Origin of the sequence: Actinomadura litoris, assembly GCF_009733595.1 — a bacterium.
Taxonomy (GTDB): Bacteria; Actinomycetota; Actinomycetes; order Streptosporangiales; family Streptosporangiaceae; genus Spirillospora; species Spirillospora litoris.
This window is the reverse complement of record NZ_WOFH01000002.1, coordinates 609,572-622,589: the sequence shown is the minus strand read 5'-3', so window position 1 is coordinate 622,589 and position 13,018 is coordinate 609,572. Positions and strand designations below refer to the sequence as shown.

At 77.1% G+C, this 13,018-nt stretch carries 11 protein-coding genes; 7 read left to right on the top strand and 4 right to left on the bottom strand.

Annotation, left to right across the window (positions count from 1 at the left end; translation table 11 throughout):
- The first annotated feature begins 31 nt into the window (after window positions 1-31).
- The 3 genes from GNZ18_RS07325 (at window position 32) to GNZ18_RS07315 (ending at window position 2,840) form a co-directional block, all read left to right on the top strand.
- The gene (locus GNZ18_RS07325; protein ID WP_156215418.1) at window positions 32-820 is read left to right on the top strand and encodes a maleate cis-trans isomerase family protein; all 789 of its coding nucleotides are present in this window, start codon (window positions 32-34) and stop codon (window positions 818-820) included.
- A 24-nt stretch (window positions 821-844) separates the two neighbouring features.
- Window positions 845-1,504: a GntR family transcriptional regulator gene (locus GNZ18_RS07320; RefSeq protein WP_156215417.1), complete on the top strand. Its 660-nt coding sequence runs from the start codon at window positions 845-847 to the stop codon at window positions 1,502-1,504.
- Between the two features lie 85 nt (window positions 1,505-1,589).
- Window positions 1,590-2,840, top strand: coding sequence for an aspartate aminotransferase family protein (locus GNZ18_RS07315; RefSeq protein ID WP_156215416.1), 1,251 nt, complete (start codon window positions 1,590-1,592; stop codon window positions 2,838-2,840).
- A gap of 13 nt (window positions 2,841-2,853) precedes the next feature.
- Here the strand turns inward: GNZ18_RS07315 and GNZ18_RS07310 are convergent, their stop codons facing one another.
- Window positions 2,854-3,510, bottom strand: coding sequence for a TetR/AcrR family transcriptional regulator (locus GNZ18_RS07310; protein WP_156215415.1), 657 nt, complete (start codon window positions 3,508-3,510; stop codon window positions 2,854-2,856).
- Window positions 3,511-3,579: 69 nt separating this feature from the next.
- Here GNZ18_RS07310 and GNZ18_RS07305 point away from each other — a divergent pair, with 69 nt between their 5' ends.
- The gene (locus GNZ18_RS07305; RefSeq protein ID WP_156215414.1) at window positions 3,580-5,019 is read left to right on the top strand and encodes an MFS transporter; all 1,440 of its coding nucleotides are present in this window, start codon (window positions 3,580-3,582) and stop codon (window positions 5,017-5,019) included.
- 70 nt (window positions 5,020-5,089) lie between these two features.
- On the opposite strand, the gene GNZ18_RS07300 is transcribed toward GNZ18_RS07305, so the two are convergent.
- The 3 genes from GNZ18_RS07300 to GNZ18_RS07290 form a co-directional block, all read right to left on the bottom strand.
- On the bottom strand, window positions 5,090-6,232 hold the full coding sequence (locus tag GNZ18_RS07300; protein ID WP_156215413.1) for a CaiB/BaiF CoA transferase family protein: 1,143 nt from the start codon (window positions 6,230-6,232) through the stop codon (window positions 5,090-5,092).
- Between the two features lie 69 nt (window positions 6,233-6,301).
- Complete coding sequence (locus tag GNZ18_RS07295; RefSeq protein WP_156215412.1) at window positions 6,302-7,786, bottom strand: hypothetical protein; 1,485 nt, start codon at window positions 7,784-7,786, stop codon at window positions 6,302-6,304.
- Between the two features lie 261 nt (window positions 7,787-8,047).
- Window positions 8,048-8,971: a pyridoxal-phosphate dependent enzyme gene (locus tag GNZ18_RS07290; RefSeq protein ID WP_216651185.1), complete on the bottom strand. Its 924-nt coding sequence runs from the start codon at window positions 8,969-8,971 to the stop codon at window positions 8,048-8,050.
- 251 nt (window positions 8,972-9,222) lie between these two features.
- Between GNZ18_RS07290 and GNZ18_RS07285 the strand changes: the two genes are divergently transcribed.
- From GNZ18_RS07285 to GNZ18_RS07275, 3 genes are all read left to right on the top strand, one after another.
- The gene (locus GNZ18_RS07285) at window positions 9,223-10,011 is read left to right on the top strand and encodes a M50 family metallopeptidase (protein ID WP_156215410.1); all 789 of its coding nucleotides are present in this window, start codon (window positions 9,223-9,225) and stop codon (window positions 10,009-10,011) included.
- 79 nt (window positions 10,012-10,090) lie between these two features.
- Entirely contained in the window at window positions 10,091-11,401 is a 1,311-nt protein-coding gene (locus GNZ18_RS07280; protein WP_312874352.1) for an SWIM zinc finger family protein, read from the top strand.
- Complete coding sequence (locus GNZ18_RS07275; RefSeq protein ID WP_156215408.1) at window positions 11,398-12,915, top strand: DUF5691 domain-containing protein; 1,518 nt, start codon at window positions 11,398-11,400, stop codon at window positions 12,913-12,915. Before GNZ18_RS07280 ends, GNZ18_RS07275 begins: the two co-directional genes overlap by 4 nt.
- The last annotated feature ends 103 nt before the right edge of the window (window positions 12,916-13,018 follow it).

Here is a 13,018-nt window from a genome sequence, read left to right as displayed (position 1 = left end):
CATGATCGAGGAAGGTAGGATTGTCGACAACATGCCGCAGACCGCACCGCGCGCCGGTTTCCTCTACCCGGGCTTCAGCGCCGAAGACGACTACCCCGCGATCGAGCGCGCCCTCGGCGGCGTGCGGCTGCCGGTCGTCCACACGCTGATGCGCGAGGACGCCCACCGGGTCGACGCCCTGCTGGACATCGGCGGCCCCGACGTCCTCGCCGAGGGCGCCCGGGAGCTGCGCGGGCTGGGCGTCCAGGCCGCCGTCTGGGCGTGCACCAGCGGCAGCTTCGTGTTCGGCTGGGACGGCGCCGCCGCGCAGGTCGCAGGCGTCGCGGAGGCCGCGGGCGTGCCCGCCTCCAGCACCTCGTTCGCGTTCGTGAACGCCGCCCGGCACCTGCGGGTGCGGCGGGTCGCGGTCGCCGCGACCTACCCCGCCGACGTCGCCGACCGGTTCGGCGCGTTCCTCGGCGAGGCCGGGATCGAGGTCGCGGCGCTGTCGGCGCGCGGCATCGTGACCGCCGCCGAGGTCGGCACGCTGGGCCGCGACGAGGTGCTGGCGTTCGTGGCGGCCAACGACCACGCCGGCGCCGAGGCCGTGCTGGTCCCCGACACCGCCCTGCACACCGTGTCCTGGCTCGACGAGCTGGAGGCGCGGGTCGGCAAGCCCGTCCTGACCGCCAACCAGGTGAGCGTGTGGGAGGGCCTGCGGCTCGCCCACGCCGCCTCCGGCACGGACGGGCCGCGCCCGCGCGCGGGACTCGGCAGGCTGTTCGCGACTCCCGCCGTCACCGGGGCCCACGCGGGCCCCGTGCCGGCGCGACATCCCTGACCCCCAGACGAAAGGGGCCCGCGCATGGGCCGGTTGGGTGAGCTGGAACCCGTCCCCCGCAGATCGACGGTCGAGCTCGTCTCGGACGAGCTGCGCTCGGCGATCATGTACGGCTCCCTGGAGCCGGGCGCGCAGCTCGGGGAGGTGGAGCTGGCGGCCCGGCTCGGCATCAGCCGCGGCCCGCTGCGCGAGGCGATGCAGCGGCTCGTCCAGGAGGGGCTGCTGGTCAGCGAGCCGCACCGCGGCCTGTTCGTGATCACGCTGGACGCCGGCGACGTCGAGGACGTCTACCTGGCGCGGCTCGCGATCGAGCGCGAGGCGTGCCGGCTGATCATGGAGCGGAACCGGGGCGAGGCCGTCGCGCGGCTCACCGACGCGCTGGAGGCGCTGGTGGACGCGGCGCGCGAGCGCGACCGGGTCGCGATGAGCGACGCCGACCAGGCCTTCCACGAGGTGCTGGTCAGCGCGTCCGGCAGCCCGCGGCTGGAGCGGATGGCGCACACCCTGCTGGTCGAGACCCGGATGTGCCTGAACGCGCTCCAGGACACCTACCCCGAGCCGTCCGAGCTGGTCGACGAGCACCGGCGGCTGGTCGACGCGATCGGCGACGGCGCGGAGGAGCGGTTGCTGCGGCTCATCGAGGAGCACATGACCGACTCGATCGAGCGGCTCCGCCCGTCCTGAGGAACACCCGGCCCCGCCCTGGACAGGAGGGCGGGGCGCGTGGTGCCATGGGCTTGCAGATTGTCGACAATCCTACGGAGTTCCCATGGCGACGCTGTCCCCCCTGCTGAAGCAGGCCACCCCCGTCCTGGCCGAGCGCGGCGAGGGCGCCTACCTCTACGACGCCGAGGGGCGCCGGTACCTGGACTTCACGGCGGGCATCGGCGTCACGAGCACCGGGCACTGCCACCCGCGCGTGGTCGAGGCGGCACGGGAGCAGGCCGGCACGCTGATCCACGGCCAGTACACGACCGTCATGCACCGGCCGCTGCTGCGGCTCACCGAGGCGCTCGGCGAGGTGCTGCCGGACGGCCTGGACTCGCTGTTCTACCTCAACAGCGGCAGCGAGGCCGTCGAGGCCGCGATCCGGCTGGCGCGGCACGCGACCGGGCGGCAGAACATCGTCGTCTTCCACGGCTCCTTCCACGGCCGGACGATGGGCGCCGCCGCCCTCACGACGGCGGGCACCAAGTTCCGCGCCGGGATCGGCCCGCTGATGCCGGGCGCCGCCGTCGCCCCGTTCCCGCAGTCCTACCGGTACGGGTGGGACGAGGACGAGGCGACCCGCTTCGCGCTCCGCGAGCTGGACTACGTCCTCGCGACCACCAGCGCCCCCGCCGACACCGCCGCGTTCGTCGTCGAGCCCGTCCTCGGCGAGGGCGGCTACGTGCCCGCGCCGCCCGCATTCCTGGAGGGCCTGCGCGAGCGTGCCGACCGGCACGGGATCCTGCTGGTGATGGACGAGGTCCAGACCGGCGTCGGCCGGACGGGCCGCTTCTGGGGCCACGAGCACGCGGCCGTGCGGCCCGACGTCCTGATCACGGCCAAGGGCCTGGCCAGCGGGTTCCCGCTGTCGGCGATCGCGGCGCCCACGGCCGTGATGGAGAGGGCCCGGCCGGGCTCGCAGGGCGGCACCTACGGCGGCAACGCGGTCGCCTGCGCCGCCGCGCTCGCCACGCTGGAGGTCGTCCGCGACGAGGGCCTGGTCGCCAACGCCGAGCGGCAGGGCGCGCGGCTGAACGACGGGCTGCGCAAGGTCGCGGCCGACCATCCCGTGATCGGCGACGTGCGGGGCCTCGGGCTGATGCAGGCCAGCGAGTTCACCGCGCCGGACGGCGAGCCCGACGCGGCGACCGCCGCGCGCGCCCACCGCGCCGCCTCCGACCGGGGGCTGCTGCTGCTGACCTGCGGCGCGTTCGGGAACGTCGTCCGCATGATCCCGCCGCTGATCGTGGACGGGGCGCAGGTCGACGCCGCGCTGGAGCTGTGGGCGGCGGCCGTCGCCGACGCCGTCTGAGGGCCCCGCCCGACTATCCGACCAAGCCGTCGACCAGGGCGCGCAGGCCGTCGAGGTAGGTGTCCTCGGCGGTGAGCCGCGCCCACCGGTCGCCGACGGCCGCCAGCCGGGGCAGCTCCTCGGGGTCGAGGTCGGCGAAGACCCGCTCCCGGTAGGTGGCGCGGTCGTCGCCGGCCCGCCGCCGGGCCGAGGCGGCCCGCACCAGCAGCTCCCCCGCCGTGTAGTACCAGATCGCGCGGTAGCCGTGGACGGCCCGCTCGGGCGTGAGCCCGCACTCGACCAGGCCGTCCACGATCTGCTCGGTGAACCACAGCGCCGACCGCGCCATCAGGTCGTCGGCGGTGAGCACCTGCGCGACCCACTCCTGGCCGGCGAGCGCCTCGCGGATCGCCGCCGCCGCCGCGACGACGCGCTCGCGGGGGTCGGCCGGGAGCTCGGGGCGGCGCAGCGCCCGCGCCGCGTACTCGTCGAGCAGCAGGACGAGCAGCTCGTCCTTGTCGCGCACGTGGTGGTAGAGCGCCATCGGCGTGCTGCCGACGTCCTTGGCGAGCCGGCGCATCGTCAGCCGGTCGACGCCCTCCTCGTCCACGATCCGCCGGGCGACGGCGAGGATCTCCGCGCGCGAGATGCGCGGCGGTCGCCCCCTGCGCTGCCCGGTCGGTGTCGCCATGCCCCCCATCATCCCGCACCGGATCCTGCCCGTTCGACATCGCGGACACGTGTCAGCTATTTTTCTTACATGTATAGAAATTCGCGCGGGCGGCCCGGGGTGGTGCTGGCGGCGGCGGCCGTCGCCCAGTTCGTCGTCGCCCTGGACATGGCGGTCGTCAACGTCGCCCTCCCCTCGATCCGCACGTCCCTCGGCTTCGCGCCGGTCGACCTCGCCTGGGTCGTGCACGTCTACGCGCTCACCTTCGGCGGGTTCCTGCTGCTCGGCGGCCGGGCCTGCGACCTGTACGGGCGGCGCCGGCTGTTCACCGGCGGGCTCGCCGCCTTCGCCCTGTTCTCGCTGCTGGGCGGCCTCGCGCAGGCGCCCTGGCAGCTCGTCGCCGCGCGCGCGGGCCAGGGCCTGGCGGCGGCGGCCGTCGCCCCGGCGGCGCTCGCCCTGCTCACCACCACCTTCCCCGAGGGGCGCGACCGGGTCCGCGCCCTCGGCGTGTGGAGCGCGGTCAACGCGGCGGGCGGCGCGCTCGGCGTCCTCGCGGGCGGGCTGCTGACCGAGTACGCGGGCTGGCGCTGGGTGATGCTCGTCAACCTGCCGATCGTCGCGGGCGCGCTCGCGCTGGTGCCGGTCGGCGTGCCCGCCGAGGAGCACCGCGCGGACCGTCCGCGCCTGGACGTGCTCGGCGCCGTCCTCGCCACCACCGGGACGGGCCTGCTGGTGTTCGGCGTCGTCCGCACCGGCACGCGCGGCTGGACCTCGGCGGCGACGCTGTCGACGCTCGGCGCCGCGGCCGTGCTGCTGGCGGCGTTCGTGCTCGCCGAGTCGCGCGTGCGGGCGCCGCTCGTCCGGCTCGGACTGCTGCGGAGCCGGTGGGTCGCGGGCGCGAACGTGTTCGTGTTCCTCGCGGCGGCGGGCCAGTTCGCCGCGTTCTACTTCGTCTCGCTCTACATGCAGGGCGTGCTCGGGATGGGCGCCGCCGCCACCGGCGCGGCGTTCGTCCCGTTCTCGGCGGGCGTCGTCGTCGGCAGCGTCGCGGCGACCCGGATCACCACCGACCGCTCCCCGCGCGCCTCGCTGATCCCCGGCGCGCTGCTCGCCGCCGCCGGCCTCGCCTGGTTCGCGCTGATGAGCCCGGACGGCGGGTTCCTCACCGACGTGCTCGGCCCGTCGGTGCTCACCAGCGTCGGGCTCGGCCTGTGCCTGGCGCCCGTGGCCGCCGCCGCGACGACCGGTGTCCCGCGCGGCGAGGCCGGGATGGCGGCGGGTGTGCTCAACAGCGCGCGGCAACTCGGCGGCTGCGTCGGGCTGGCCGCGCTCGCCACCGCCGCCGCGGGCCGCACCGGCTCGGGCACCGGCGCTGCCGCGCTCAACTCCGGCTACGCGCTCGGCGTCCTGACCGGCGCGGCGCTGCTGCTGGTCGCGGCGCTCGTCGCGGCGACCGTGCTGCCGCGCCACCGCCCGGCGGCGTCCGCCCCGCTCCGCGCCGAACCCGAACTGGAAGGGACCCCGTCATGACCCGGCCGATCATCATGGCCATCACGCCGCGCCGCGGCGGCCGCCTGGAGAGGCGTGCCTGAGGGCGCCCTCACGCCTGGGCGACCGCGCCGTCCGCCAGCAGGTCCTCGACGTCGGTGAACCCGAGGTCCTCCAGGACGGCGCGGGTCTGCCCGCCCGGCAGGACGGGCAGACCGTCGGTCTCGGGGACCGTGCGGGAGAAGCGCGGCGCGGGGGCGGGCTGCCGGTGCCCGGCGATCTCGGGGAACACCTCCCGGGAGGCGTTGTAGGGGTGCGCCTTCGCCTCCTCCATCGACAGGACCGGCGCCACGCACCCGTCGCCGGGCAGGAAGATCGCCGCCCACTCGTCGCGGGTGCGGGTCCGGAACGCGGCGGCGAAGCGGTCGCGGAGGTCGGGCCAGCCCGCGCGGTCGTCCCGGGACGGCAGGTCCTCCGGGTCCAGGCCGAGGCCGCGCACGAACTCGGCGTAGAACCTCGGTTCGAGGGCGCCGACCGCCATATGCCGGCCGTCGGCGGTCTCGTAGACGTCGTACCAGGGCGCGCCGGTGTCGAGCAGGTTGACGCCGCGCCGGTCCTCCCACAGGCCCGCCGCGAGGAAGGAGTGGGTGAACGTCGACAGGTGCGCGGTGCCGTCCACGATGGCGGCGTCGACGACCTGGCCGCGGCCGCTCGTCCTGGCCTCCAGGAGCGCGGCCAGCACGCCGGTGACCAGGTACATGCTGCCGCCCGCGAAGTCGCCGAGCAGGTTCAGCGGCACCTGCGGCGGGCCGCCCGCGCGGCCGATCGCGTGCAGCGCGCCGGTGATCGCGATGTAGCCGATGTCGTGCCCGGCGCTGCGCGCCAGCGGGCCCTCCTGGCCCCAGCCGGTCATCCGCCCGTACACCAGCGCCGGGTTGCGGTCGAGGCAGTCCTCGGGACCGATGCCGAGGCGCTCGGTGACGCCGGGGCGGAACCCCTCCAGCAGGACGTCGGACCGCTCCGCGAGCCGCAGCACGACGTCCCTGCCCCGCTCGGACTTCAGGTCGACGGCGACCGACCGCTTGCCCCGGTTGGTGAAGTCGGTGCCGCCGGTCGCGGCGTCCCCGACGGCGGAGACCCGGTCGATCCGGACGACGTCGGCGCCGAGGTCGGCCAGCAGCATCGCCGCGAACGGCGCCGGGCCGATCCCGGCCAGCTCGACCACCCGTACCCCCGACAGAGGTCCCCTGCCCATCCTCGGCCCCTTTCGCGCCTCGCCCGGCGTCCGGCGACCCAGTGTGCCCGATGGCGGCGGGCGGCGCGGTCAGCGGGCCGTGAGCGTGACCGGCGCGCCCGCGCGTCCCCGCGCGACCAGCAGGCGGCCGTCGGTCTCGGGCGAGCGGACCCCGCGGGCCCGGGGCCGCAGGCCGGGCCCGGCGGCGGCGAGGTAGTACCAGCGGCCGGACGGGGCGTGCCACCAGGTGCCGCTGACCGGCCGCCGCTCGTCGCAGGCGCCGGTGCCGCGCTGCTCGCGCGCGCCGAGCAGCGTCGCCTCGGTGGCGGCGGCGCCGTCGGCGAACCGCAGGCGGGTGCACGCCCATCCGGCGCGCCCGCCGCCGTGCGGCAGCGTCCCCGACCAGAACTGCCACGCCGCCGCCTCCGCGACCGGGCGCGCCGGGTGCCGCGTCGCGCAGCCGAGCCGGTCCCAGAACCGCAGGCCGTCCCGGCCGAGCCGCGCCGCCTCCGGCCGCGCGGCCGACGGCGGCCGGTAGGTCAGGACGGCCGCGCGCGGCCCGCCGAGGTCGCCGACCGTCCGCGTGCCATCGAGGTGGAACACGGGGCCCCGGCCGCACCGGGCGCGGGCCGGGACGGGGTCGGTCACGCCGTCCCGGACGGCCAGCTCCGCCCCGGCGAGGGTCTCGGGACGGGTGTCCCAGGGCGCGAGCAGGTAGCGGCCGCCGCCGAGGCTCACCGGGGCGGACGCGCCGGACCCCGCCGTCACCACCTCCAGCCCGGACGGCCCGTACCGGGCGAGCAGGTCGCCGTCGCGCAGCAGCGCGAGCGGGGCGCCGCCGACGTGGCCCGCGTAGAGGAGCCGCACGGCCCGTCCGGGGGCGCCCCGCCCGCCCGCCCAGGCATTCACGGCGCGTTGCGTGAAGGCGGCGTCGCCCGCGAGGTCGCCGCGCGCGGGCCAGGCGTCCAGGGTGCGGGGGCCGTGCCTCCAGGCGTCCGGCTCCGCGCGGACCAGCCGCGGCCCGCGCGCGGCCTCCGGGCGCGGGTCGCCGCCGAAGGGGCCGTTCCCCTCGGTCAGCACGAGCGCGCCGAGGAGCGCGGCGGTGAGCAGCGCCGCCCCGGCCAGCGGCAGCAGCGACCGGTTGCGGACCGGCGGCAGCGGCGCCGCCTCGAACCGCTCCGGGTAGCGGGCGGGCGGGACCTCCGCCGCGTCGGCGGCGTCGATCACCGCCAGCGGGTCGCGGACGCGCAGCTCGATGAGCTGGTCGCGGACCTTGTAGCGCGGCATGCGCTCCATGTGGCGCAGCACGTAGGCCACCCGGACGGGCGGCTCCAGCCGCGACAGCGCCCCGGTCAGCGCCGGGTCGGGCAGCCGGGCGGGCAGCGCGCGCAGCCACGGCCCGAGCCCGATGTGCAGCCGCCGCGGCGGGCGCATCGCCCGCCGCAGCACGCGGGTGCGGCGCCGCGCCAGCGCGGCGGGCGAGCGGTCGCGGCGGGCGGTGCCGTCCACGATGCGGCGCGCGACCGCGAGCCGGTTGACGCGCCTTCCCCGTCCCGGAAGAACGAAATACGCCATCCGGACAAGCTCGCTGTAAGGCGATTCCGTCGCCGGGTTCGCCATGATCTTTTCCGCCACCGCGGCCACTCCCTCCGGGCGTTTCCCTGACCGTCCCCGACCGCGGAACGGTCGCGAAACCCGAGGTTAGGCAGCATCACGGGGCGTGGAAGCGGAATTTGAATCAACGATTAATCAGGTCGGTGGATATCTCCCACTATTGTTCGCGGGTCGCACTTCGGCGCGGGCGCGGACGGCGGTCGCGGGCGGCCTGAGCGGGGCTCAGTCCTCCGACAGCGCCCGTGTGTAGGCGGGGACGGTGATGTTGCGCCCCGACAGGACGACGACGAGCCGCCCCTCCGCCTCGACCCTCCCGGCCAGGACGGCCGCGACCGCCGCCGCGCCCGCGCCCTCGGCGGCCAGCCCGTGCTCGCGGAACAGCCAGCGCAGCGCGGCGCGGATCTCCGCGTCGGTGACGGTGGTCAGCTGGGCGGTGCCCGCGAGCACGCCGGGCGTGACGCTGCCGGGCTCCAGGTTCCCGCTGAGCCCGTCGGCCATGGTGTCGCCGACCTCGACGCGGGTGGTCCGGCCCGCGGCGACCGCCGCCGACACCGCGCGCGACTCCGCCGACTCCACCCCGACGACCTTCACGTCGCCGCGTCCGCGCGCCCACAGCGCCAGGCCCGCGGCGAGGCCCCCGCCGCCGACCGGCGCGACGACCGTGAGCGGCCCGCCGGTCTGGGCGTCCAGCTCGCGGCCGATCGTGGCCTGGCCCGCGATGACGGCGGGGTCGTTGTAGGGGGAGACGTAGCGGCCGGGCAGGCCCATCGCGTGCGCCTCGGCGTCCTCGTAGGTCGTCCCGTGCTCGACGAGCCGCACCGGGAACGCGCGGATCCGCTCGACCTTCGCCGGGGACGCGCGGGTGGACACCACGACGGTCACCCGCGCGCCGGACGCGCGGGCCGCCGCGTAGCCGACGCCGAGCGCGTGGTTGCCCGCGCTGGCGGTGACGGCGGGCTCGCCGTCCGCGAGCGCGGCGAGCGCGGCCAGCCCGCCGCGCACCTTGAACGACCCCGTCGGCTGGAACGTCTCCAGCTTCAGCAGCGCGCCCGGCGCCAGCGCGGTCTCGACGACCGGCGTCGGCGGCAGCACGGCCGACACCGCGCGCCAGGCGGCGTCCAGGTCGTGCCGATCGGGCACCCGCACGGGACGGACGGAACCGGCGCTCATCCGCGCCCTGGCGATCTCATGGCGTTCCCCATGCGCCCCAGATTAGCGATCATGAGGGGCGGCGCTCGCGGTGCCGGGGCGTCCGGGCCGGTCGGTGCGGTGCCGCGCCTGGTCGGCGACGAAGCCGTGGCGTGGATCACATCCGAGGGCGGCCGGTGCCGCCGATCAACTGATTCGCGGCTTGCGAGGCGTCCGAACCGAACGCGAACGTTATCCCCGACGTCCTAATGTTGGGCATCGCGAACGACGACACCGGGGTGGACGTGGAGAACGCAAGCATCGGCGACCTGTGGGACCGCGTCACGGGGACGCAGCCGGACCCGCCGTGGTGGCTGGTCGCCCTCGTCGGGCTCGTGGCGCTCGGCGCGGTCGCGCACGGCCCGACCTGGCGCGTCGCGCGCAACACGGTGACGATCGCGCACGAGGGCGGGCACGCGCTGGTCGCCCTCGTCACCGGCCGCAAGCTGGACGGGATCAAGCTGCACTCCGACACCTCGGGCGTCACGGTCTCGCGAGGCAAGCCGCACGGCCCCGGCATGGTGTTCACCGCGATGGCCGGATACCTCACCCCCCCGCTGCTCGGGCTGCTGTTCGCCGCGCTGCTGGCGGGCGGCCGGATCACGCTGATGCTGTGGTTCTCGCTGGCGCTGCTCGCGGGCATGCTCGTGATGATCCGCAACGCCTACGGGGCGCTGTCGGTGATCGTCACCGGCGCGGTGATCTTCGGGGTGTCCTGGCTGGGCGGCGCCAAGGTGCAGGCCGGGTTCGCCTACCTGGCCGCCTGGTTCCTGCTGCTCGCGGCGACGCGCCCGGTGGTCGAGCTGCAGCGGATGCGCGCCCGGCACATGGCGCCGAGCTCGGACGCCGACCAGCTCGCGCACCTCACCGGCGTGCCGGGCCTGGCCTGGGTGAGCCTGTTCGGCGCGGTCGCGCTCGTGGCGCTGCTCGCGGGCGCGGCGCTGCTGTTCCCCGACACGGTGTCGGCGCCCGAGGTGCCGCGCCCGCCCGGCTTCTAGCGCCGGGCCCCGGCCCGGCGCGCTGACATCGGGCTTGACCGGCGGTCGAATGTCGGACCCGCGGGATAGTTTCGACACCGTGAGCGATCGATGGGAACGGGGACGGGTGCTCGGGCTGGCGCCCGACGCCGCGGCGGCGAAGGCCGCGGGCGGTGTCGCGGCGGCCGCGTCCTGGTCGGGCACCGGCTGCGACGACGGCGCCGTCTGGGGCGAGTGCCGGGGCAGCGGCGCGACCCCCTACCGGACGTGCGCCGACCTGGCCGAACCCGCGTTCCACTGCACCTGCCCGAGCCGCAAGTTCCCGTGCAAGCACGCGCTCGCGCTGCTGCTGCTGTGGAGCGAGGGCGCGGTCGGGCCCGGCCCGCGTCCGGGGTGGGCCGCCGAGTGGATGGAGCGGCGGCGCGACCGGGGCCGCGCCGCTCCGGCCGCTCCGGCCGCTCCGGCCGCCAGGGCCCGCGATCCGAAGACCGCCGAACGGCGCGAGCGGCGCGTCGAGGACGGCCTCGCCGACCTCGACCGGTGGCTCCGCGACCAGGTCGCGCACGGTCTGGCCCAGGCGGAGAAGGCGTCCTACCGGCTGTGGGACGACGCGGCCCGGCGCCTGGTCGACGCGCAGGCCGCCGGGCTGTCCGGCCCGGTCCGGGGGCTCGCGTCCGTTCCGCGCCGCCCCGGCTGGCCCGGGCGGCTCCTGGAGGAGTACGCGATGCTGCGGTTGCTGGTGCGGGCCTACCAGCGGCGGGGGGAGCTCCCGCCGGAGCTGCGCGACACCGTCCGCGCGCGGATCGGCTTCACGGTCGCGCAGGAGGAGGTCCTGTCGGCGGGCGAGCGCGTCCGCGACCGCTGGACGGTGACCGGCTCGCGCGACTCCGCGCAGGACCAGCTCACCACGCGCCGCGTGTGGCTGCGCGGCCGCCGGACGGCGCGCCCCGCGCTCGTCCTGTCGTTCGCCGCGCCGGGCGCCGCGTCCGGCGGGCGGCTCGACGCGTCCCTCGCCGTGGGCACCGAGGTCGACGCGGAGCTGGCGTTCTACCCCGGCGCCCAGCCGCTGCGCGCCCTGGTAGCCGACCGGTACGGGCCCGCCGAGGAGGGCACCCCCGAGGGCACCGGCATCGGCGGGTTCCTCGCCGAGCACGCCGCCGCGCTGGCGCGCGACCCGTGGCTCGACGGCTGGCCCGCGACGCTGGCGGCGGTGCGGCTCGGCCGCGACGAGGGCGGCGACCTGTACGCGGTCGACGGTTCGGGCGACGCGCTCCCGCTGCGGCTCACCGACCCGTGGCGGCTGCTGGCGGTGGCGGGCGGCGGCCCGGTCACGCTGTCCGGCGAGTGGGGCGCGGGCGGCCTGCGCCCGCTGACCGCCTGGCAGGCCGACGAGGGGCCGGTGGTCCTGTGAGCGCCTGGTCCGACCATGTCACCGCCGCGCTGCTCGGCACCGAGCGCCGCGACCCGCCCGTCCTGCCCGAGGCGCCGCCGGGCGAGGCCGGCGACCGGGCCGCCCGGCTGCTCGACCAGGCGGCGGTGCTCACCCTGCGCCGCCGCGCGGGCCGCCCCGCCGCGTCCGGGGTCGAGGTGATCGCCCCGGCGCCGGGCGAGGACGCGCCGGTCGTCCCGCCGGGGGCGGCGGCCCGGCTGGCCCGGATCCTCGCCGGGGAGCAGATCCGGGTGCTGCCCGAATGGCTGGACGCGGCGGCCGCGCACGGGCGCCGCGTCCCGGCCCGGCTGCTGCCCGAGCTGCTGGAGCGGGGCCGCAGCGACCGCGTGCTGCGCCCGTCGATCGCCCGTGCCGCGGGGCGGCGCGGGGTGTGGCTGGCTCTGCGCAACACCGACTGGGCCTACCTCGTCGGGGCGGGCGACGACCCCGGCGGCGGCGCCGACGTGTGGGAGACCGGCACCCGCAACCAGCGGGTCGCGTTCCTGACCCGGCTGCGCCGCACCGACCCGGGCCGGGCGCGGGACGCGCTCGCCGAGACGTGGGCGCGCGAGCCCGCGCCCGACCGCGCCGCGTTCCTGGCGACCTTCGAGCACGGCCTGACCCTCGCCGACGAGGAGTTCCTGGAGGCGGCGCTCGAAGACCGCGGCAAGGACGTCCGGCAGCTCGCGTCCGACCTGCTGGCCCGGCTGCCCGGCTCGGCCTACGGGCGGCGGATGGCGGCGCGGGCCCGCGCGTGCGTGACCGCGCGCCCCACCCGGGAGCAGGGGCGCGACCCGGCGGCCATCGCGGTCGAGCCCCCGCACGAGCACGACGAGGACCTCGCGCGCGACGGCGTCCCGTTCCATCCGAGCGGGTCGTTCATGCCGGGCAACGGGAACGGTCCGGTCGGCGCGCGGGCGGCGTGGCTGCGGGAGATCCTCGCGCGGACGCCGCTCGGCACCTGGACGGAGCTGTTCGGGCTCCCGCCGATGGAGATCGTGTGCCTGCGCGTCGCCGACCCCGACGGGCGCGCCGCACGGGATGTGCACATCGGGTGGGCGCGGGCGGCGCTGCGGCAGCGCGACGCGGACTGGGCACGCGCGCTGCTGCGCGGCGGCGTCGTGGTGGACGAGCCGGAGGCCCTCGCCGGGCTGCTGGCCGTCCTGCCCTCCGACGAGCGCGACCCAGCGGCGGCCGACCTGATCCGCTGGGTCGACGGGCAGCCCGACCTGCTGCGCGTCCTGGAGCGGGTGCCCGGCCCCTGGACCGGCGACCTCGCGGCGGCGGTCGTCGCGACGCTCACCGCCGCCGCGCGGCGCCCGACCCAGCGCGACGAGCACGCCCTCGGGCAGCTGTGCCGCCTGGCCGACCAGCGGCTCGACCCGTCCGCCGCGTCCCGGCTGGAGGAGATGGGCCCGGCCGTGCCGCGCGCGGTGACCGAGCTGATCACGACCCTGCGTTTCCGCGACGAGATGGTGAAGGAGCTGGCCGAGTGAGCGACGAGCCGTTGCCGGGGGGCCTGGGGGGTCGTCCCCCCAGAGAGACAGGGCAGTTGCCGGAGGGCCTGGGGGATCGTCCCCCCAGAGAAGCAGGGCAGTT